The organism is Ralstonia sp. A12 (assembly GCF_000801955.1).
Taxonomy (GTDB): Bacteria; Pseudomonadota; Gammaproteobacteria; order Burkholderiales; family Burkholderiaceae; genus Ralstonia.
Map to the genome: position 1 here is coordinate 13,321 of NZ_JSZO01000024.1, position 22,019 is coordinate 35,339.

At 62.6% G+C, this 22,019-nt stretch carries 20 protein-coding genes; 4 read left to right on the top strand and 16 right to left on the bottom strand.

The genetic code is table 11. The features are described from left to right. Positions 1-46: 46 nt before the first annotated feature. From PI87_RS21545 to PI87_RS21555, 3 genes are read right to left on the bottom strand one after another with little or no spacing between them, the layout of a single operon-like run. Positions 47-1,615 carry an acyl CoA:acetate/3-ketoacid CoA transferase gene (locus PI87_RS21545; RefSeq protein WP_039599771.1) on the bottom strand — a complete coding sequence of 523 codons (1,569 nt, stop codon included), beginning with the start codon at positions 1,613-1,615 and terminating at the stop codon, positions 47-49. After that, on the bottom strand, positions 1,612-2,355 hold the full coding sequence (locus tag PI87_RS21550; protein ID WP_039599772.1) for an enoyl-CoA hydratase/isomerase family protein: 744 nt from the start codon (positions 2,353-2,355) through the stop codon (positions 1,612-1,614). The genes PI87_RS21545 and PI87_RS21550 overlap by 4 nt, the downstream gene beginning before the upstream one ends. Before the next feature lie 26 nt (positions 2,356-2,381). After that, a complete protein-coding gene (locus PI87_RS21555; protein WP_039599773.1) occupies positions 2,382-3,719 on the bottom strand; it encodes an MFS transporter in 1,338 nt (445 codons plus the stop codon). 294 nt (positions 3,720-4,013) lie between these two features. Between PI87_RS21555 and PI87_RS21560 the strand changes: the two genes are divergently transcribed. Then, positions 4,014-4,691: a GntR family transcriptional regulator gene (locus PI87_RS21560; protein WP_039599774.1), complete on the top strand. Its 678-nt coding sequence runs from the start codon at positions 4,014-4,016 to the stop codon at positions 4,689-4,691. Between the two features lie 212 nt (positions 4,692-4,903). On the opposite strand, the gene PI87_RS21565 is transcribed toward PI87_RS21560, so the two are convergent. Then, on the bottom strand, positions 4,904-5,797 hold the full coding sequence (locus PI87_RS21565; protein WP_039599775.1) for a LysR substrate-binding domain-containing protein: 894 nt from the start codon (positions 5,795-5,797) through the stop codon (positions 4,904-4,906). A gap of 176 nt (positions 5,798-5,973) precedes the next feature. Here PI87_RS21565 and PI87_RS21570 point away from each other — a divergent pair, with 176 nt between their 5' ends. Next, complete coding sequence (locus PI87_RS21570; RefSeq protein WP_039599818.1) at positions 5,974-6,612, top strand: hydrolase; 639 nt, start codon at positions 5,974-5,976, stop codon at positions 6,610-6,612. A gap of 32 nt (positions 6,613-6,644) precedes the next feature. Here PI87_RS21570 and PI87_RS21575 read toward each other — a convergent pair whose 3' ends face one another. Continuing rightward, entirely contained in the window at positions 6,645-7,550 is a 906-nt protein-coding gene (locus PI87_RS21575; protein ID WP_039599776.1) for a LysR family transcriptional regulator, read from the bottom strand. A 111-nt stretch (positions 7,551-7,661) separates the two neighbouring features. Here PI87_RS21575 and PI87_RS21580 point away from each other — a divergent pair, with 111 nt between their 5' ends. After that, positions 7,662-8,858, top strand: coding sequence for an alpha-hydroxy acid oxidase (locus PI87_RS21580; protein ID WP_039599777.1), 1,197 nt, complete (start codon positions 7,662-7,664; stop codon positions 8,856-8,858). Further along, positions 8,855-10,255 carry an MFS transporter gene (locus tag PI87_RS21585; RefSeq protein ID WP_232314055.1) on the top strand — a complete coding sequence of 467 codons (1,401 nt, stop codon included), beginning with the start codon at positions 8,855-8,857 and terminating at the stop codon, positions 10,253-10,255. The genes PI87_RS21580 and PI87_RS21585 overlap by 4 nt, the downstream gene beginning before the upstream one ends. Before the next feature lie 76 nt (positions 10,256-10,331). Here PI87_RS21585 and PI87_RS28200 read toward each other — a convergent pair whose 3' ends face one another. The 11 genes from PI87_RS28200 to PI87_RS21640 form a co-directional block, all read right to left on the bottom strand. Beyond that, complete coding sequence (locus PI87_RS28200; RefSeq protein WP_198139600.1) at positions 10,332-12,131, bottom strand: hypothetical protein; 1,800 nt, start codon at positions 12,129-12,131, stop codon at positions 10,332-10,334. A gap of 596 nt (positions 12,132-12,727) precedes the next feature. After that, positions 12,728-13,417 (bottom strand): response regulator transcription factor, encoded by a 690-nt coding sequence (locus PI87_RS21595; RefSeq protein ID WP_039599779.1) that lies wholly within the window; start codon positions 13,415-13,417, stop codon positions 12,728-12,730. A 107-nt stretch (positions 13,418-13,524) separates the two neighbouring features. After that, positions 13,525-14,529 carry a LacI family DNA-binding transcriptional regulator gene (locus PI87_RS21600; protein ID WP_039599780.1) on the bottom strand — a complete coding sequence of 335 codons (1,005 nt, stop codon included), beginning with the start codon at positions 14,527-14,529 and terminating at the stop codon, positions 13,525-13,527. A gap of 85 nt (positions 14,530-14,614) precedes the next feature. Beyond that, positions 14,615-15,256, bottom strand: coding sequence for a 2-dehydro-3-deoxy-6-phosphogalactonate aldolase (locus PI87_RS21605; RefSeq protein ID WP_052321672.1), 642 nt, complete (start codon positions 15,254-15,256; stop codon positions 14,615-14,617). Further along, a complete protein-coding gene (locus PI87_RS21610; protein ID WP_052321673.1) occupies positions 15,250-16,245 on the bottom strand; it encodes a 2-dehydro-3-deoxygalactonokinase in 996 nt (331 codons plus the stop codon). The genes PI87_RS21605 and PI87_RS21610 overlap by 7 nt, the downstream gene beginning before the upstream one ends. Continuing rightward, positions 16,242-17,147, bottom strand: a complete 906-nt coding sequence (locus PI87_RS21615) for an SMP-30/gluconolactonase/LRE family protein (protein WP_052321674.1) — start codon at positions 17,145-17,147, stop codon at positions 16,242-16,244. Before PI87_RS21615 ends, PI87_RS21610 begins: the two co-directional genes overlap by 4 nt. Before the next feature lie 55 nt (positions 17,148-17,202). After that, a complete protein-coding gene (locus tag PI87_RS21620; protein ID WP_039599781.1) occupies positions 17,203-18,294 on the bottom strand; it encodes an ABC transporter ATP-binding protein in 1,092 nt (363 codons plus the stop codon). Between the two features lie 27 nt (positions 18,295-18,321). Beyond that, entirely contained in the window at positions 18,322-19,470 is a 1,149-nt protein-coding gene (dgoD, locus tag PI87_RS21625) for a galactonate dehydratase (RefSeq protein ID WP_039599782.1), read from the bottom strand. Positions 19,471-19,472: 2 nt separating this feature from the next. After that, entirely contained in the window at positions 19,473-20,258 is a 786-nt protein-coding gene (locus tag PI87_RS21630; RefSeq protein ID WP_039599783.1) for an SDR family NAD(P)-dependent oxidoreductase, read from the bottom strand. Between the two features lie 2 nt (positions 20,259-20,260). Continuing rightward, complete coding sequence (locus PI87_RS21635) at positions 20,261-21,142, bottom strand: carbohydrate ABC transporter permease (RefSeq protein WP_039599784.1); 882 nt, start codon at positions 21,140-21,142, stop codon at positions 20,261-20,263. Then, positions 21,139-22,008, bottom strand: coding sequence for a carbohydrate ABC transporter permease (locus PI87_RS21640; RefSeq protein ID WP_039599785.1), 870 nt, complete (start codon positions 22,006-22,008; stop codon positions 21,139-21,141). The genes PI87_RS21635 and PI87_RS21640 overlap by 4 nt, the downstream gene beginning before the upstream one ends. Positions 22,009-22,019 lie beyond the last annotated feature (11 nt).

Here is a 22,019-nt window from a genome sequence, read left to right on the forward strand (position 1 = left end):
CCGCAAGGGCTAGCCCGCCCAAGCCCGGTGGCTCCCATCCATGCTGTTACGCGGCAAACAGGTCCGCATCCATGGTTTTCAACACGTCGGCGATCCGCTTGGGCTGGAACTCCATTTGCTCGAGCACGTCTTTGCGCACATCGATGCCCTTTGCGACTTCCGTCAGAACCAGCCCATGCGCGTGGACTTCGAACACGGCGCGTTCGGTGATGATCTTCGCGGTCTGCCCGCGCTCCCGCACGTTCTTCATCACGGGATACGTGATCTGCTCGGCCTGGGGCACGAACTTGCGCACACGCCCTTCCTTCACGATACGCAGTCCCTCGGACGAGATATCGGTCACCAGCCCACCCGTGGTGAACGTACCGGTAAAGATCAGATCCTGTGCGTTGTAGGCAATGTCGATGAAGCCGCCAGCTCCGGGGTTGAAGCTGCCGAACCGGCTGACGTTCACATTGCCCTGCGCGTCGAACTGCGCGAACGCGAGCGCGGCAAATTTGCAGTTGCCCCCGTTAATGAAGTCGAACTGGGCCAAGCCGTCCAGCAGCGCTTCCGGATGCAGGTTGGCCGAGAACTGCCAGCCGCTCATGACCAGGCCACCGAAGGTCCCGTGCTCGGTCGTCATCCAGTAGTCGTCAATCCGGCCATCGTCAAACAAGCCGTCCTCCCACATGGTGAGCGGAGCATCCGATGACGCGCCAAAGCCGAAGATGCTGACGGTTTTTCGCGGCACCTCGCGCGCCGCGCGCCGTGCCACGACCTTGTCAGGTGCCATCGGCAGCGGTTGGAGCCGGCCGTAATCGGGCACCTGGCCGCCGAGATAGGCGACGTCAAACGACGTATCCGTCACCATCATCTGCTGGGGGTCGACCACCACGTGGTCAACCAGGACCCCCGGAATCTTGACCTCCTGCACGGCGCGCGTCCGACGCTCTGTCGTGCGCTGCACCTGTGCAATCACCCTTCCGCCGCATGCCTTGACCGCCAACGCGATCGCCAGCGAGGAAGACATCAGCGCCTCGCCTTCGAACGAGAGGTTGCCGAACTCATCCGCACTGGTGGCGCGGATGATGCCCACGTCGAGCTTGCGCGTCGGATAGAACAGATATTCCTCGCCCTCGAACTCGACCAGCTTGATAAGGTCTTCCGAGCAGCGATTGGTCAGCTTGCCGCCATGCTGACGCGGATCGGCATACGTACCCAGACCAATGCGTGTCAGGTAGCCAGGCCCTTTGCGGGCCACTTCCCGCAGCCAGTGCATGCTGGCGCCGATCGGCCAGCTATAGGCTTCGATCGCGTTTTCCTGGATCAGCCGCATCAACTCCGGCCGGCGGCCGGTCTTGGGGTCGACCGGGTTGACGTAGGAGCCAGAAACGATGCGTTTCATCAACCCCGGCGCCGCCACCCAATCCATCCCGCGGATCCCCATCGCATCCCCCGTGCCGCACGGGAAATAGAACGACAGATTGGAAGGCGAGCCGCTCGTGTCAAAGCGATTGCGCAGCGCCTTCAGTACGCTGTCCGGGGTGATCCAGCCAATGACACCCACACTTGCGACGCTGCTGCCATCACGGATCAGCGAGACGGCCTCTTCAGCCGAACAGATCTTGCTCATGCTTTGACTCCAAATTTTGCGAGGGTTGCCTTGGCCACCGGGTGACTGCAGTTCTCTGCAAACAGCAGATTGGCCTCGGCATCGCGCAGCTCTCCGTCCACGGCAAAGCTGTCTCGGAAGTAGCGCTTGGTTGCGGCAACAGCAGGCACCGGATACTGCGCCAAGGTGTGCGCGACGTTCACCGCCTTGGCCAGCGCCTCGCCATCGGCCACCACGTAATCTGCGAGCCCAAGGCGCATGGCTTCGATGCCGTTGATCTCCTCTGCGCCCCAGGCAAGACGTCGCGCGGTTGCCGGTGTGCACCGACCCAGCAGGAACTGCAGACCCCAGGGGGGAATCCAGCCGATCTTCACTTCCGGCATGTGCCAGCGGCACGTCGTCGTCGTGACCACCAGATCGCATGCCGCCGCCAGGGCGAACCCGCCCCCTAAGCTGAAACCGGAGACCGCGCACACCACCGGCGTGCTCAACATGGAGATGGCACGGGCGAGCGCTGCCGTCATCGACTCATGCCCCCGCATCTCTGCGAGCGACATGTTCCCCAGCTCCTTCAGATCGCTTCCCGCACAGAATCCCGGGTCCGTGCCGGTCAGCACGATGGCGTGCACGCCGGGATCGTTGTCCAGTTCATAAAAAGCTTGTCCCATCTGCGCAATCAGTTCGGAACCCAGAGCGTTCCGGCGTTGCGGGCGATCGATGGTGAGGATGGCGACATTCCCATCCCGTTGCGTCAGCAGCATGTATCTCTCCTGCACGAATGACTGAATTACTGGATTGCGACCGGATCGCCAGAGTTGGCGGCATCGGCGGGCGCTCCCCGAGATGGCTCGACACGAATGAACCACGACGCCGCAATGCCGACCAGAATGCATGCCGTCAGGAAGATCCAACCTTGCGAGTAGTCCTTGCCGGCGCTGGTGACGACAATGAGCCCCGCGAAGATCTTTGCGCTGAACGCGGCCACGACGTAGCCCACGCCGTTCACAAAGCCCATCGCCTTGCCGTAGACCTCGGGCGTGAAGATCTCTGCCGGTACGGTGAGGAACGGCCCCCAAGCCATGTTGGCGAAGAAACCCATGCCGCACAGCACGATGGCGAGCGCGGTCGGGTTGTCGGTCTGCAGTGTTGCCATGGCCAGCACGAAGGGCGCCAAGCCGGCAAAGCACGCGCCGATCATGATGCGGCGATTGCCACGAAACACCTTGTCGGACAGATAGGACGACACGAAGCTGCCAATGGCGCCCGCAGCAAAGTACAGCGCGCTCCAGTAGCCCATCGATAGCAGCTTGAAACCGAACTTGTCTGCCAGGTATAGGGGAATCCAGATCGATGCCCCCCAGTACGTCACCTGCATCACCACGTCGACGACAACGACGGCGATATAGGCGCGGCTCTTGAAGAGATCCAGGAACGAGAAGTTTCTGACCTTCAGAATCTGGCGCTGCACGTCGTGAAAATTGTCGCCCTTCAGGATGCCGGCTTCGATCTCATCCTTGTAGCTGTACTGCAGCTCTTCGGGGGTGATGCGCGAATACTGTTCAGGGCGATCAAAGACCAAAGCGGCAATCAGGAGCAGAGGCACCACGCCCAGCGCGCCGGTAATGAAGAACACCAGACGCCAACTACCGGTGTGCACGGCCAACTGCGTGGCAAAAATGGCAGCCCAGGCTGGCGTCAGGATCCACGCCCACGACAGCAGTGCCTGCGCCCTGGCCCGGCCATCCTTGTTGAACCAACGCATCAGAATGCGGGCAGACGGCACATACTCCGTGCCGACCAGCACGCCGAAGATCGCCATCCGCAAGAAGTACTCATTCCGGTCATGGATCAGCCCCATCCATGCCGTCATCACCGACCACGAGATGACCGAAAAGATCAGGATCTTCTTCGCGCCGAACCGGTCCGTCAGCACCCCAGAGATGTACTGCGCCGGCCCATAGAAGATGAGCATCAAGAACGTGCCGGTACCGATATCGGCCGCGCTCAATCCAATGTCTGCGGCAATGAAGGGGTTCAGCAGGTTGGTTTTGACCCGATCCAGAAATTGGATGCTGTAGGCGACGAACAAAGTCGTCGCAACGATCCAGCGGTAACTGACTTTCATGTTCACTGCATGTCTCCTGCGTGCGCGTTGGCGATCCCTTTTGGGATTTTTTTAGAATATCTGTGACATGTCAGCACTATAGCAACGCGCATCCGACGATGCCACGGTGGGTTTACCCGAGGCAGGCGAGCAGCCTGATGCGCGTTAGAAGGGACCGCATATGAAGGAGGCCAAAGATGGTGGCGCATGCGAAATCGCCCGCCAGGCAAGCATCAGCGCCTTGTGGAGCAACATCGATGGACAGAGCCAACGCGGCACAGCTAACATGTCACTAATGTACTTTTGAGCTTTCTTATGCCCAAGACCGGTCGCACGCCCGGGACGCTTGCTGAGCAAGCGCACCAACAACTGGAAGAACTGATCGTGACACTGGAGCTTGCTCCAGGCAGTGTCTGGTCGGAAGTCTCGCTGGCAGAAATGTTGAACACCGGCCGGACGCCCGTGCGAGAGGCCGCGCAACGGCTTGAAGCTGCACATCTGGTGGAGATCGTGCCGCGGCACGGCATCATGATCGCGAAGCCTGATATCCATGAGCAGCTCATGGTTCTGGAAACGCGCCGGGAGCTGGAGCGATTGATCGTGCAGCGTGCCGCCAGGCGCGCGCTACCTGCAGAGCGCAAGCAGATGCGTGAAGCTGCGACCAAGCTCACCGCCGCCGGCAAATCGAAGGACGTGCTCGCCTATCTCAGGAGCTTGTATTTGGCAAACCAGCTCATGGCAAAGCTGGCGCGCAATACATTTGCGGCTGAAGCCATTGCGCCCCTGCATGCGCTATCGCGGCGCTTCTACTACCTCCAACACGAGCGCCTGAATGACCTGCAGATGGTCAGCCAACTTCACGCGCGCGTTGCCAATGCAATCGCGGATGGCAATGAAGTGGAAGCGGGTGCGGCCGCCGATGCGATGATGGATTACATCGACCAGTTCACGCGTGAATCCCTCACGCGGGATTTTGAACCCAATCATGCATAAGTAGGCTTCAGCCACCTTGCAACAGCACTCACCGACAAGCCGCCCAGGCAGCCGATCACTCATGCGGCGCCGGTGAAGCGCACGCCATCGATCAATTGAGGCATCGAACGCTCATCGGGCGAGATGACGTGACTCATGAACCATTGGGCGAAGCCTTCAGCGGCTCCCCGAGATGCGCGACCGATGGATGGCTTCCCCACATGACACGCGGACTACTCCCTCTGAATATGCGCGGCGAGATAGTCGATCAGCAGACGCACCTTCGGCACCAAGCCTCTGCGAGACGGAAAGACCGCGTGAATGATGCCCCCTTTCGGGGCCCAGCCGGGCAGGACGTCAACGAGCGTTCCGTTGCGCAGATCCGCTTCGACGACCATGCATGGCAATTGAACGATACCCACCCCCTGCTGCGCGGCACGCCGCAACGCGGTCATGTCATCCGTGACGTACCGCGGTTGATGCCGCACCTGCGCTTCCATCCCCTGCGGCCCGACCAAGTGCCAAACGTGGTCGCGAGGCGGCCCCCAATCCAAGGTCGGCATACCAGCGAGATCCTCTGGATGCTTCGGCAACTCGCGCCCCTCCAGAAACGCGGGGCAAGCAACCAGCCTCTGCAGGCTGTCAGACAGCACCCGCATCACCAAATCGCTGTCGTCCAGAGGAGGGAAACGCACGCGTAGCGCGAGGTCCAGGCGTTCTCCCAGGACGTCGACACGACGATTGGTCGCCTCAAGATGCACCTGCACCCTCGGGTACTCAACCATGAACTGCGCCACCAATCCGGCGATGCGGTACTCCAGCAATGCCGTCGGGCAACTCATGCGCACGATGCCTTGCGGCTCGGAGCGCTCGCGTTCCATGATCTCGCGCGCCGCATCCGCTTCCACCAGAACCCCCAGGCAGCGCTCATAGAACTCGCGCCCGGTTTCGGTGACCGAGAAGTGCCTCGTTGAGCGCTGCAGCAGCCGCACCCCGTACTGCGCTTCCAGTGCCGCAATGCGCCGGCTGAGCTTGGACTTCGGCATGCCAAGCGCGAGGCCTGCTCGCGTAAACCCGCCGTGCTCCACCACTTTGACGAAGTAATAGAGGTCATTCAGGTCGTCCACGATTGTTCCTTTCATAGAACACAGACGGCATGTTACGGCACTACTGGGGTCGTTTTTTCAGACCTATGATGCCTTCAAGCTTCTGCGGCGAGCGTGAAATCCTTCCTCGGCATGACGGTGGGCCGTCAGTCCTGAAACGCTGAGCAGTAGCATCCCCCCTTGCTCCGGAGATGATCATGGCTAGCGAACCCATTCGCGATCCCGCAAACGACCACTTGTTGACTCCGCAGAACGCGGCCTTCGTGATCATCGACTACCAACCGGTCCAGGTGAACTCTATCGCCTCCATGGATCGTCAGTTGCTGATCAATAACATCGTAGGCACGTCGCGTGCCGCGGTTGCCTACAAGCTCCCGATCGTGCACTCCACGGTCAATGTGAAGACCGGTTTGAACAAACCGCCAATTCCGCAACTACGGAAAGTGTTGGGCGATTTCCCCACCTACGACCGCACCTCGATCAACTCGTGGGAAGACGTGGAGTTCCGCGAGGCAGTCAAGGCAACGGGGCGCAGGAAACTGATCATGACGGCCCTGTGGACGGAAGCCTGTCTGACGTTCCCGGCACTGGACGCCCTCAAGGAAGGCTATGAAGTCTACGTTGTGGTTGACGCCGTAGGCGGCACTTCGGTGGCAGCGCACGAGGCTGCGCTGCGCCGTATCGAGCAGGCGGGCGGCAAGATGATCAGCGTGGCGCAGTTGTTCTGCGAGTTGCAGCGTGACTGGTCCCGCAGTGAAACCGTCCCGGCTTTCATCGACCTCTTTATCCAGACCGGCGGCACCGCAGGCATCCAGTTCTCGTACGATCGCAGCTAATCTACAGGCGGGCCGGTAGCCGGCCCGCACTGCTACGCGCCCCCCGCAAATGCGGGAGACACGGAAAAATCCACCTGCGCCTGCGCCAACGGCTGCATGGCCGCGATCAGCGCCCGCGCATCACCACGCCGCCACTGGAAAGCGTAGTGCAGCGGCGCCAGCGGCGTCCGAGCACCCACGTTGCGCAGGTTCAGCGCTCCCACCCAATACGCGGGCAGAAAACCCACGCCCACACCCTGCCGCAGCATGCCCGCCACTGCACCCCAGCTATTGCATACGATGCGCTCTTGCACCATGGCACGGTTGGCCAGCAGCCAATCGTCCAGCAACCGCGTGGTCCCCGCCCCGGCAGGCAGCGTGACAAGCGGGTGGCGTTGCAGAAGCGTTGCCGCGCTCTGGCGGCCCACGCCCGGCAGATTGGGGGCTGCGGCCCAGGCAAAGTGCGCGGCCCCCACGGGCTGCGACAGCAGTTCACTGCGCGAGGATCGGCCCGCAATCACGGCAAAGTCCAGCTCGCCATCGGCCAGACGGCGCTCCAGCACGCCGCCCACATCCACGTAGGGCTCCAGCCCCAGTTGCGGGTGTGCCTGCCGTGCCGCCGCCACGAAGGCGGGCAACCAGGTCAACGCGGAAAGATCGCCCACCCCAAAGCGACAGTGCCCCGTGAGCTCGGCCCGCGCGTCCAGCGTCTGGCCCAGCGCCGCCATGGCGTTGAGCACGCCGAGTGCAGCAGGCAGCAGGCGCTCGCCCGCCTCGGTGAGCGCAGCACGGTGCCCACTGCGGTCGAACAGCGACTGGCCCAGCGCGGCTTCCAGTTCAGCAATCCGCTTGGACAGCGATGACACCGACAGGTGCACACGCTCGGCCGCGGTGGCGAAATTGGCGCAAGTCGCGGCCCACCAAAAGGCTTCGAGTTGCTTGATCGATGGCTGGGGCATGGTGATCTTGTTTCATAAAAGCGAACATATCCATTCTAAATATTTCGCTTTAATTCGCAAAACCCAGGCTCTACAGTGTCGCAGCTTTTTGGAGCAATCCGCACCACCGCCATGGCTTCCTACGCTGAACCCTCATCCGTGACCCTGCCTGCCGCGCTGCGCAACATGCTGTCGCTGCACGACTTCGAGGCCGCCGCACGCCGGCGCCTGCCCCGGCCCATCTTTGGCTACATCGCGGGCGCCGCGGAGGACAACGCTTCGCTGCGCGATAACCGAACGGTGTTTGACGAATACGCGTTCTCCACCCGGGTGCTGCGCGATGTCTCGAAGCGTTCACAGGCGGTGGAGCTGTTCGGCCAGCGCTACAGCAGCCCGTTCGGCATTGCGCCGATGGGCATCAACGCGCTGACCACCTATCGCGGCGATCTGGTCCTGGCGCGCGCGGCGCAGCAGGCGGGCATCGTGTCGATCATGAGCGGGACGTCGCTGATCCCCATGGAAGAGGTGGCGCGTGCAAGCCCGGCTACCTGGTTCCAGGCCTACATTCCAGGCGACCAGGCGCGCATCGATGCGCTGATCGACCGCGTGGAGCGTGCCGGCTTCGGCACGCTGATGGTGACCGTGGACATCCCCATCTCGGCCAACCGTGAGAACAACATCCGCACCGGCTTCTCCACCCCACTTCGCCCCAGCCTGCGCCTGGCCTGGGACGGCATGGTCCGGCCCGACTGGGTGATGGGCACCTTCCTGCGGACGTTGCTGCGCCACGGCATGCCGCACTTCGAGAACTCGTTCGCCACGCGCGGGGCCCCGATCATGTCGTCCTCCGTGCTGCGCGATTTTTCGGCGCGCGACCATCTGACCTGGCGCCACATCGAAGCCATTCGCCGCCGCTGGAAGGGGCCGCTGGTGGTCAAAGGGCTGCTCAGCGTGGAGGACGCACTGGAGGCCCGACGTGTGGGTGCCGATGGCATCGTGCTGTCCAACCACGGTGGTCGCCAGCTTGACGGTGCAGCCTCGCCCATGCGCGTGCTCGAAGCCGTGGTCGCCACCTTGGGGCCCCATTACCCCGTGCTCATCGACAGCGGCTTCCGGCGTGGCTCCGACGTGCTCAAAGCCCTGGCGCTGGGGGCGCGCATGGTGCTGGTGGGCCGCCCCTTCAACTACGCCGCCGCCGTAGCGGGCGAGGCAGGTGTGGCCCACGCCATCAGCCTGTTGCGCGACGAGGTCGACCGCAACCTGGCCATGTTGGGCGTGACAGGCTGCACCGAGCTTGGGCCACAACACATCGTGCGCCGCCGCCCTTGAGCGGTTGCCCCAAGGTTGCCAGCAGACACGATAACGACGGATGCACGCCGTCCGGATCGATAAAAAAGACACATTACAAAAGAGACACCATGAAAGACCTTCACCTTGAAACACCGGATGACAGCAAGAAACGACTGAGGAAAGTTGCGGCCGCCACGATCGTTGGCTCAATGCTGGAGTGGTATGACTTTTATCTGTACGCCACCATGGCCTCGATCGTCTTCAGCAAGATCTTCTTTGATACCTCCAATCCGACCAACGCCACGCTGCAGGCGTTTGCCACGTTTGCGATCGGCTTTGTCGCCCGGCCGGTTGGTGGCATTTTCTTTGGCTACTTCGGTGACAAGTACGGTCGCAAGAAGATGCTGTTCGTCACGTTCTGCCTGATGGGACTGTGCACAACGGCAATCGGCCTGATTCCAACCTATGCGTCCATCGGCTTCTGGGCGCCGCTGCTGCTTGTGCTGATTCGCATTGTTCAGGGCTTGGGGGCCGGTGCCGAGCTGGCCGGCGCCGCCGTGACTTCATACGAACACGCCGCAGAAAACCGCAAGGGCCGCCAAGGATCGTGGCCAGCGCTGGGCTTGAATCTGGGGCTGCTGCTGTCGTCGCTGACCGTCTATCTGCTCACGATGGCGGGGGATCGATTCCTGCTCGCCGGTGGATGGCGCATTCCCTTCCTCCTGAGCTTCGTCCTGGTGTTGGTCGGGATGTGGGTACGCAAGAGCCTGCCCGAAACCCCCGAATACGCCTCTTTTGAAGAGAGCCACCGTCAGGAAAAGCCCATTCGAGATCTGCTCGCCTCGCATCTCAAAGGCCTTGGTGTGGTCTTCTTTATCGCGGTTGGGTACAACGCCATCAGCTACATCTTCAAGACGTTCTCTCTGGCTTACCTCACCCAGTTCAAGGGCGTCTCTGCCAACGTCACATCGCTCTCGGTGACCTTGGCAAGCCTGGTCGCGATTGTGACGGTGCCGCTCTTCGGCTGGATGTGCGACAAGTTCAGCAGCAAGAAGGTACTGATGGTAGGCGGCATCCTGTCTGCGCTCTTTGCCTATCCATTCCTGTCGCTGCTGGGAACGGGTAACAGCCAACTGATCTACTGGGCAATGGTCATCGGCACCGGCGTTCTGGCCCCGATGATGTTCGCGCCACAGGGGTCGTTTCTCAGTCGCCAGTTTCCCGTGCAGAGCCGTTCCACAGGCGTCGGTTCGGGCCGCGAAATCGGCACCGCCCTGGCGGGAGGATTGGCACCGCTGTGGGCGTTGTCGATGGTTGCGCAATCGGCAACCCATGCCACAGGTGGCGTTGTCGTGATCCTGGTCTGCTCCGGGTTGATGGTCGCCATCGCGACGTTGTTCGATCAGGGGCGTCGATTCGGCAGTCACAAGAACTGATCGCAGATGCGCCGGCAGAGGTGCGTTCCGAGCGTGAATCGACCTCTGCCGGCGCAAGTGGGTTGCACGCCGGCGCTCAACCCTTCTTGCGTTGTGCGGCAAGGCCTTCGCGACAGGCGGCGTAGCCCTGATCCGGCTGGCCCGCACCATGCCGGCTTAGCCAGTCCGCTGCCTTGTTGGCGTCGTAGCAGCGCGCCAGCGCCAACAAGCTGAACCCATTGGGATCGGTCAGTTTCAGATTGAGTGCCTTGGGGCCCTGCATCATGGCATCGAGCATGTCGACACGGTCATCCATGATCGCGTAGGTGAAAGCAGGAAACCCTTTGGTATCGGGCGCATTGGGGTCGACGCCATAGCGCAGCAGCACCTTGAGCACAGCAACGCTGTTGGGCCCTTGATTACCGAGTGCAATGCCAAGGGGATCGTAGGCACAGTCGGTACATGGCTTGCCGGTTGCTGCATTGTTGTAGTGCTTGAGCATCGCCTCGACCAGATCGGGTCTCGGCCCATCTGGGATCCAGGAGATGTTCAGACGCAGATACCGGGTCAGCAGCGCATTGCCGCCAACCGGATACGGCAAGTCAACGCGCAAGCCGTGGTTGAGCATGTCCAGGAATTTATCTGGCGCACTGCGGGCGAAGAAGGCAAGCGACGCATTGTCACGCTCCACACCGGTGATAAAGCTGCGAGACACGTCCCCGCCATGACTGAGCAGCAGCTCGACGGCGCTCCAGTCGATCGTCTTGCCATTGCGCAGTTCGGCTTGAACCAGCGGATCAACCACGTCGGGCGGCAGTTTGCCGCCGGCAGATTTGGCACGCTGAAATGCGGCGTCCAGCAAGGTCGCATAGAGCGCCGGCTGCGCACGCGCGCGCAACAGCACCCTCGCATCGCGTGGGTCAAGACCGTGCTTGAGCAGACGATCCACACCCACCGTGTTTTTCGTGTCGATGACCGGAATGAACAGCGCGCTGGCATCGCGCGGCTGCACCTTGGCGGCCTTGAAGATCGTCTCGAATACGGCATCGGCAACCTGCGGCTCGAGTGCCCACGGCAACACGGCATGGGCAACCGTGCTACTGGATCCCTGGGCATCCAACGCGCCCAGCGCTTGCAACCCGGCGAGCGCATGGGTCGCCTGCGCCTGCGGCATGGCGAGTGTGTACCGGACCACGTCCTTCACGCTCTGAGTATCGTCAGCCGGAGCCTTTGGCAGACGCGGCAGGATATCTTCGTTGAATGCGGCGAAATACTCGGCCTGAAGCGGGACTGGCGGGTCGGTATCGAACAGCGGGGTGTTGCGCATCAACCAGTGGCGTGCGGCCGGCCACCACGTGTCTTTGCCCGCTTCGTCGCGGGGCACTTCCTCCGCCTTGAGTAGGATCCTCGCCTCGGCAAGCGTCGCTGCGCGATCCGCGCGCAAGCTAACGCTGGTGAACGTGTCAAGGCTGAGCAGATCATTGAGACGCTGACCGCAGATCACCTCCGCCTGCCGATCGGGCTTCAGCCCGTCGAAGCGTTTGCGATAGTCGGCAGGCAAGGCATCGAAGGCAGCCTGGGTGATGGCCGGCGACCGCAGGCCAGGACAAGCAAAACTCGACGCCTCTTTGCCGGCAATCGCCTTGGGCAGCGGCGGCAGCGGTGCCGGCGATGCGCCTTCGGCCGCCACGCGGTAAAGATCGCGCCCGTCAACCTGAAAACCCTGCATGACCAGCATCAGCGCATCCGTACCCATGTGATACGTGCTGAAGTTGCGCCCGGTGATCGACGTGGCCTGGTAGGCCGTGCCCTTCGGGGCTTCGATCAGCAGCGCTCCAGCGCCAGCCAGCACGCAACCGTGAGCGAAGGAGATCTCCAACTCCGGCTTGTTGGTCACCTCTACCAGCTCGACGGTCTCCGCACTCCAACGGCCATCGGCCTGTTTGGTGCGCACAACGAAGCCGTTGCTGTTGTGCTCGATCCGGAAGAAGGCGGGGGTACCTTGCTTGGTGGCGAAATCGCCCACCCAGGTCTCGCAGGTGGCGCCCTGGCCTGTCGAGGCAGTGGCCAGTCCGGCCGCCTGCAACAACCCCAGCGCCAGCGCAACCGAAGTCAGTAGATTGCGTGGCGAGCATCGCTTGCGTTGGATGGCGCCGTTGCCCCGCATGCCAGGCAACACGCCAGCTGTGCTGCCAGGGCGGGCGGATACATCAAGGAGAACAGTCATCTGTTTGTATATTGTTAGGGTGCTCTACGACAGAAGGCGCGCGTGAGTGTATGACAGGATGCCTGCCAGGCGAACAGCTGCGAAAGCCCAACACGCCCATGGCGGGTGATCGCCAAGGGTACGAAACAGGTGGTCAATGAGCCGTCCTACCCTGAGCGGCATGTGACGCGCTCAGGCAATCAAGTTCTCGGAGACTGCGGCTCTCGACGGTGCGCCGCAGCGGGGCCGAGCAGTTGGCCAACCGCAAAGAAACAGGCACCGCCAGCCTAACCCTCGTGGCACTCCAGCCGATAGCCGTGGGAATACACCACCCTGAGCGACACCCCGCTCTGCGGCCCCAGATGCAACTTCTGCCGCAACCGGTAGATGTGGGTGTCCAGCGACCGAGAGTGCGCAAGATCGTGAACCTTGCCCCAGATCTGATTCAGCACCGCTTCACGCGGCATGAGGCGCCCAACGTTGCGCACCAGCAGTTCCAGAATCTCGTACTCCTTGGGGGTGAGCGAGACAGCCTGGCCGTTCATCAGGACGCGCCGTTCCTCGTAGTTGAAGGTGTAGGCCCCCAGCGATTGCGCTTCCTTCCTGGCTGCCTGGCGACGGGTGCGGCGTACCAGCGCGTTGATCCTCGCCACCAGTTCGGCATCCTTCACCGGCTTGATCAGATGGTCGTCGGCGCCGGCCTCCAACGCCGCGACGATGTCGCACTCGAGCATCGCGCTCGTGAGCATGATCACCGGGGTATCTGCATAGTTGCGGCGGATCCAGGCGAGCACCTCGATCCCATCAATATCGGGCAACTTCCGATCCAGTACGACGAGGTCCGGAGCGACGCGTCGCATGGCGCGCAGTGCATCCGCCCCGTCGGCATAACGCTCCACGATGTAACCAGCGCGGGATAGCACCGCACCGAGATGCGCCGATTGAAGGCGATCGTCCTCGATCAAATAGACCAGCATTTCCGGCCTCCACAATCCGCTGTCCGGCGGAAATCGCCCTGAACTCCCTCGATCCCGCCGTCATCGTGCGTTGTGGAATCCATAGGGCAAGCGCCAATCCCGCGTGACTAAATTTCCAGCTTCCGCCCCCGCGTGGACTTGCGCAGGATCAGCTTGGGTTCTGGCAGCGACGCCTTCGACTCCCTGCCATTGAGAATGTCGATCAGGTGCTGCGTTGCCAGCGCACCCATGCGCTCGCCGCCCATGTCGACCGAGGTCAGGGTGGGCGTGACGTAATCGCAGAACGGGATGTTGTCGAAGCCGACCACCGAGCAGTCCTCCGGCACCGAGAAGCCCAACTCCGACGCCTGCTTCAGGAAGCCGATCGCGATCATGTCGTTGAAGCAGATCACGGCATCCACGCGTTCCGAGCCCAGCATGATCTTGGAGCAGATCCGGGCGCCCTCTTGCGGAGACGACGCGTCCGTCTCATAGCGAGGCAACTCAAGCCGGTGGGCCTCCAGGCAAGCCAAGGCGCCTGCGTAGCGCTCCTGGTCAGCGCGTGATTTGTCGAAGCCGATATAGGCGATCCGCTGGTGACCGCTCTTGACCAGATAGTTGGCCACCATGTATGCGGCATCGCGGTTGTGCGAATCGATCTCCTGTTTGCCGTTGTCCTCACGCCGGTCAAAGAAGACGAAGGGCTTGGGCAGCTCGTGAATCCACTCCATCTCTTCCTGGCGCAGCTTGGAGTTGATCATCAGGCCATCGACGCGCATGCACAGGTCTTCCAACAGCTGGCGCTCGCGGCTTGCGCTTTCTTCGCTGTCGACCAGCAGCAGGCTGTAGCCGTGCTTCATTGCCACGCGGTTCGCACCCTGCACCAGACCCGCGAAGTACTGGTTGTGCATGTCCGTGATGGACAGCCCCAGCGTCTTGGAACGCCCAGTCACCATTGACCGCGCCATCGGGTTGGAGTGGTAACCCAGTTCCTTGATGGCGGCAGCAACCCGCGCCTCCACCTCCGGCGAGAAACGCTGGATGCGGTTGATGTACTTCGAGACAGTCGCCGTGGAAACATTGGCCGCGGTGGCGACGTCGCTCAGGGTCGGGGCACTCTTCTTTTCAGTCATGACATTCAATGCAAAGCTGACGTGTTCATGAACGGCGATAGGACTCGATTCACAGCAGATACGCCTGACATCGACTCGCTTGCGCTCAGTTCAGGCAGGCATTGTGCAGCCTTTTTGCGATCTGGCCGACCTGTTCCGGCAGCATGCCCGGCTTGTACAGCGACCCGCCCACCCCAAAACCCGTGATCCCGGCTGCGCGGAAGCGCGGCAACGTCGCCTCGTCCACCCCGCCAACCGCCAGCAGTCTTGCGCCCTGCGGCAGGATGGTGTTCCACGCCTGCAAGGCCGCGCACCCGATCTGATCCGCCGGAAACGCCTTCACTGCATGCGCGCCGGCTTCCAGGGCAATATAGGCTTCGCTTGGCGTTGCAACGCCGGGCAGCGACACCAGCCCGGTCTCCACCGTACGCCGCACCACCGCCGGATTGATATTGGGCGACACGATCAGCGCACCGCCGGCATCCCGCACCTGATCCACCTGGTCGGCAGACACCACGGTGCCAGCACCAATGAGCGCGGTCTCGCCAAAGCGCGCCTGCAGGCGCCGGATGCTCTCCAAGGGCTCGGGCGAGTTGAGCGGTACCTCAATGATCTCGATCCCGTTGGAGATGAGCGCCTCACCAATCGCCAATACCTCGTCCGGGCGGACCCCGCGCAGGATCGCGACAATCGGGCACCGCGCCATCAACTGCGCGAACCGCTCTACATTCTTCGACTGCTTCACCATGCTTCTCCGTTGAATCGTGCGAGCTGGTAGCAGCCCTGCACGCTGGCCTCGCCATCCACGACCTGGGCATCGATCCCTAGGCACTGCGCCGCACGCACATAGAACGGCATCAACGCCGCAGACCCAATCACTGTGATTCCGGCCTGCGCGGCGGCCGGATACGCGGCCACGCCCGCAGCAAACTCGCTGCCGATCAACAAGCCCGACAGATAGCTCGCAGCGTGGAAACCGGGCTCCGAAAACAGGCTGCGCGTGCGAACCGCAAACAGCTCGCCCATCAGCGCGTTGGTACGAAAACCTTGCCGGACGCCCTGCTCAAAACTGACCTCCCCCGGCGAGGCGAGCGCACTGCCTTCGTCCATCGAATGCGCGAGGATGGTGTGGCCGCGCATGGCCGCAAAGATGTCGCCCGTCATGAAGGTACGGAAGTGCCGAACGGATTGGCCGTGGGTCAGAATCCATTTGGAATGCGTGCCCGGCGTCACCACGACGCGCTCATGGCCTTGAGCCATCGCCCCGATTACCTGTGTCTCTTCACCACGCATGACATCGTGTCCTGTGACCTCGTCATACCGATGCAGGCCGGGGATGAAGCGCAGATCCATGCCGTCGATCCTGCGGCGCGTCGTACCGCGTGCGATTGCCTCAAAACCGGCGGGGCACTCCTGGTAGGTGGTTTCCACCCAGCCTTGACGGCTGCCGACCATGCCGCACAGGTAGATCGGCAACGAGGCGAGTTCGCTCTCCCAACTGGACAGCAACTGCCTGAACGCCTGGCTGAAATCCCGCCCCGGGATCTTGGTGATGCCCTTGCCGGCAGCGATCGAGCGGAGAATGCCGCCGTCTGCCCGCACGATGGCCGCGCGAAACGATGAGGTTCCCCAATCGACCGCGACCAGTGCGGGGGCGGGGGCGGAGGCAGCCGCATCCACCGTGCCCACCGTGCCCACCGTGCTCTCTTGGGAGATTGAGGTTGTCTGCGCTGTCATGCTGACACCTCCGTGCCCATCGCTTGCGGGAATGCGCCTTCCCCGAGACGCGCAGGCGGGTTCAGCAGGCCACGCACCGGCATCTCGATCGCAAACAAGCCACCAGCCAGTGGCCCAGCGTTCAACCCGGCCGTGTCCACGTTGATGGTTGCCGACGTGACATACAGCGTCTGGAGCGCCTTGCCACCAAAGGCCACACTGGTGGGCCGTTGCACCGGCATCTGCAGCGTGGTCACGCGCTCGCCTTCGGGACTCAGCCGGACGACGCTCCAGCCATCCCACAGGGCAGACCACACGCAGCCCTCGGCGTCCACCGTCAGGCCATCGGGCGTGCCGGTCTCGAAGGTGGCAAACACCTGCTTATCGGTGACCGTGCCGTCCGCCACAGAATAGGCATAGCGCCAGATGGTCTGCTTGGCGGAATCCGTGACGTACATCACTGTGCCGTCGGGGCTCCAGCCGATGCCGTTCGGGCACGCCCATTGGTCATCGAGTTCGAGCGGTGCAGACCCGCCGCCAAAGCGATACAGCTTGCCGAAACTCGGCCCACCCTCGCGCATGGAGCCCACCCACAGGCGCCCTGCGGGGTCGACCGCGCTGTCGTTGAGCCGCTGCTGCACGCTGGCGTGCTCGATGGCGGCCAGGCGGGTCAGCGAGCCATCAACCGTCGACAGCACAAACAGGCCGCTGCGCATGGCAACCAGAAGCCGCCCGACTTCCAGGCGGGCGATGGACCCCACGCTCTCCGGCAGCGCCCATACGCCGGTCTGCCCCACACCCGGCGTATGGCGATACACCGCGGGACGAATGATGTCGATCCAGTAGAGCACCTGCTCGTTGGGGCACCACAGTGGGCCCTCGCCCAGAATTGCGTTGGCGGCCTGCACCAATTGAACTTGCATCGTTTGCGTTCCGTGACTGACTTTTTTGTTATGGACGACTGGTCTGCGTCACTGCTCAGTAGATTGCTGTGCCCTCGGCATCAAACACGTAGATGTGCTGCGGCGGGAAACCAATGCTCACCTCTTGCCCGATCTCGTATTCGACCTTCTCCGAGCGCAGCTTCACGGCCACGGATTCGGCATGGCCCGAAATCTCGACATAGGCGATGGCCATCTCCCCGAGGTGCTCGATCAGGGTCACGCGCGCCGGGATGTCGAGCACACCGGCCGAGCCGATATCGATATGCTCGGCGCGAATGCCGATGGAGCCCTCGTTGGAGGCAGCGGCCTGACGGTGTTCACCCAGCCCGATGACCGTGCGATTGCCAACCAGCGCGCGGCGCGCACCGCCAGCGCTATCGACCATGAAGCTGCACGGCAGAATGTTCATGCTGGGCGAGCCCAGGAACGTCGCCACAAACTTGTTGGCGGGCCGGTTGTACAGCTCCAGCGGGCGCCCGACCTGTTCAATGCGCCCGGCGTTGAACACCGCAATGCGATCGCCCAGCGTCATGGCTTCTACCTGGTCGTGCGTCACGTAGACCATGGTGGAGGCAAGCTGGCTGTGCAGGCGGGCCAGCTCAATGCGCATCTGCACGCGCAGTGCGGCATCCAGGTTCGACAGCGGCTCGTCAAACAGGAACACCTTGGGCTTGCGGACGATGGCGCGACCAATCGCCACGCGCTGCCGCTGGCCACCAGACAGCGCCTTCGGGCGCCGCTCCAGCAAGGGCGTCAGCTTCAGGATCTCGGCGGCATTGCGCACCGCACGGTCAAGCTCCTCGCCCTTGACGCCAGAGAGCTTCAGGCCGAATGCCATGTTGTCGTACACCGACATGTGCGGATACAGCGCATAGCTCTGGAACACCATGGAGATGCCGCGCTTGGACGGCGCGATCTCGTTCACGCGCTGCTCGCCGATCAGCAGATCGCCGCGCGTGATGTCTTCCAGGCCCGCCAGCATCCGCAGCATCGTCGACTTGCCGCAACCGGACGGCCCGACGAACACCATGAATTCCCCATCCTCGATTTCGAGGCTGACATCGCGAATGACTTCGGTGCCGTCGTCATACCGCTTGCCGATGTGATGCAGTGCCACTTTTGCCATGATCGTTTTTCCTGCGTGTTGACGCGCTTACCACTCGGCGACGGAGCCGTCTTCAAGACGGAAAACCGGGTTGCGCCAGCGGTGCCCCGTGATGGCGGCTTCACGGACCGCGTCTTCATTGACCTCGATGCCCAGGCCCGGCGCTTCCAGCCGGCTGACAAAGCCCGCGTTGAAATTGAACGGATCGCCCTTGAGGTACCGGAACATGGCGTTGTCATCGGTGTGATACGCCACGTTGGTGGATTGCTCCTGGATGAACGCATTGGGCGTACACAGATCGATCTGCAGCGACGACGCGAGCGTGATCGGGCCCAGCGGGCAATGCGGGGCGACGGCCACGTCGTAGGCCTCTGCCATCGCGGCAATCTTGCGCAGCTCCCAGATGCCGCCGGTGTGGCTCACATCGGGCTGGATGATGTCGACCACGCCGTCTTCCAACACGGCCTTGAAATCCCACCGCGTGAACATGCGCTCGCCCGTTGCCAGTGGGACGGCGCAGTTGCGGGCCACCTCGCGCAACGCATCGGAGTTGCCAGGCAGCAGCAGTTCTTCGTAGAACATCGGGTCAAACGGCTCAATCGCCTTGGCCAGCACCTTGGCAACCGAACGGCGCACGCGCCCGTGGAAGTCGATACCCAAACCCACATCGCGCCCTACCGCTTCTCGCACGGCGGCAAACCGGTTGACCGCCGCGTCGATGCTGGAGGGGCGCTCCACCCAATCGGTCTCCGACACCACGCCCATCTTCAAGGCGGTGTAGCCCGATGCCACCAGCTTCTTGGCGGCAGCGGCGCACTCCTCCGGCGTGGTGCCGGGCACATGGGCGTACAGCCGCACCTTGTCGCGCACCGCACCGCCCAGCAGCTCGTACACCGGCACGCCGAGCGCCTTGCCCTTGATGTCCCACAGCGCCTGCTCGATGCCGGAGATGGCACTGCTGAGCACCGGGCCGCCGCGATAGAAGCCGCCGCGGTACATGACCTGGAACAGGTCTTCAATCCGGCGCGGGTCCTTGCCAATCAGGTAGTCGGACAGCTCATGCACGGCCTCGGCCGTGGTGGCTGCACGCCCTTCAACGATGGGCTCGCCCCAGCCGGAGATTCCCTCATCCGTTTCCACCTTGAGGAACTGCCAGCGAGGCGCCACCGGAAACACTTCAAGCTTCGTGATCTTCATCTTCAAATTCCGCTGCGATTGAACAGATGGGCAGACAAACCGTTGTCCGCCATCAGGTCCGCACCCGTCAGGCTTTGGGAAGCATCCGACAACAGGAAGGCGGCCAGCTGGCCGACATCCTCGGGTTGGTTGATCCGTTGCGTGGCGTGCAGTGCGTGATAGAAGCGGCCCAGCTCGGGCTTGTCCGACATGAGCTGGCCGATGTGGTTTGTGAGGGTCAGCCCGGGGCTGAGCGAGTTCACCCGGATGTGGTGCTTACCCAGGCTCCAGGCCATCGCGCGGGTCATGGCGGTGATGCCGCCCTTGGTGGCCGCATAGCCCTCAAAGCCCTCCGTGCTGGCACCCGCGTGGTTCGACGAGATGTTGACGATGGCGCCACCGCCGGAGGCGGTCATCATCCGCGCCGCGTGCTGCGCGCACAGAAACACCGAGCGCAGATTCACGTTGATCATGCGCTCCCACGATTCCAGCGATGCTTCCAGAAAATCGCCATGGATCGTGAGCCCTGCGTTGTTCACCAGGCCGTCGAGCTTGGGGTAGTGGCCGCGCACCTCGGCGAACAGCGCATCGATGCTTGACGGGTCGCCCACATCGCACTGGATGTATCGAACATCCAGGCCCTGATCGCACAGGGCGGCGCTGGTACGGCTGCCCTCTGGGTTGCACTCCGCCATGACCACGCGCGCACCCTGCTGCGCCAGCACCTTGACGATGCCGAGGCCGATGCCTGCGCCACCACCCGTGACCACGACCACGCGCCCGTCGATTCCGAACTGTTGTTCACTCATGCTCACCCCTTCACCGCGCCTGCGGTAATGCCGGCCACGATCTGACGTTGCAGCGCCAGGAACATCACCAGCAGCGGCAACGTGCCCAGCACCGCCGCCGGGAACAGCTTGGTCGGGTCAACGTCCATCGTGCCGATGAAGCGAAACACCGATACCGTGATCGGGAACTTGTGCTCGTCCTGCAGGAACAGCAGCGGATAGACCAGGTCGTTCCAGACATGCAGGGTGACGAACATGGCCAGCGTGCCGGTAATCGGGCGCAGCAACGGCAGGATCACATGGCGATACACCTGCCACGGCGTGCATCCATCCAGGATGGCTGCCTCTTCCAGTTCCATCGGAATGCTCTTCAGGAAGCTGCAGTAGAAGAACACGCCAAGCGGCAGGTTCAGCACCGTATAGGCGAGGATGATCCCGGCGTAGCTGTTGAGCAAACCGAAGTTGCGCAACAGCAGATAGGTGGGTGTAAGGCTGACGAACATCGGGATCGTCAACCCGAGCGTGAGCAGCACGTACAGCGTGTGCGACAGCCGGGAGCGCAGCCGCGCCAGCGGATACGCCGCCATGGAGGCGATCACCGACACCAGCACCGTGACCGCCACCGTGATGCCGATCGTGTTGGCCACGCTGCGCCAGTAGTTCATCTCAGCAAACGTGCGCACGTAGTTGTCCCACTGCAGGCTGCGCGGAAAGCCCAGCGGGTTCGCGGCGATATCCATGCCCGAACGCACCGACATCATCAGCATGTAGAAGATCGGCAGCAGGATCACACCGGCAATGCCGATGGCCAGCGCGCCGCGCAGCATGTCCGGCACGCGGCGGATTTGGAACATGGGACTACGTTGGGACGCGCCCGGCGAGGCTGTCATGGAGAGGGCTTTCATAGGGCTTGCTCCCGTTTGCGAAGCATCCAGTTCTGCACGTAGGCAATCGTCGCGATCATGACCAGCATGACGATCGACAAGGCGCTGGAAAAACCGAAGCGGTATTCACCGAACAGGCTGTTGAAGATCTGCAGGCCGAGCGTGGTGGTCGCACCGTCCGGGCCGCCCTGCGTGAGCACCAGCGGCAACTCGAAACTCTTGAGCGTGCCGATCGTGCTCAGCGTGATGCTCACGGTGAATGACGGCGCCAGCAGCGGGATGTCGATCTTGGTGAAGCGATGCCAGGCGTTGGCACCATCAATGCGGGCCGCGTCGTACAACTCGGCCGGAATGCTCATGTAACCGGCCAGGAAGATCGCGGTGGAATAGCCCACGTACATCCAGATCTGCACGGCCGCCACGGCAAACAACGCAATGCCCGGGTCGCCCAGCCAGATCTGCTGCAGGTTCTCGAGGCCAAACGCCTTCAGCGATTCATTCAGCCCACCGCCCAGCGGTGAGTAGATGTACTGCCAGACGAATGCGGCAATCACTGCCGAATACATGCTGGGCACCAGCAGCGCAACACGCGCGCCGCTGCGGATCTTCGGCAGCGAGAACAGCAGCGCCGCAAACAGCAGGCCCAGCGCGTTCTGGATCACCACCACGATCACGCAATAGGCCAGCGTGACCTTGAGCACGTTGAAGTACGCCGGATTGCCCAGGATCTCTGCGTAGTTCTTCAGGCCGATCCAGGTCTCTGCGCCCACGCCGCCGAAGTTCGTGAAGCTCAGCCGGACCGCGCTGAACAGCGGATAGATGCCGAAGATCGCGTAGAGGATCAGCGCCGGCAGCGCGAACCATAGGAGGTGATTTCTCTTGCTCATGTTCTTCTTCC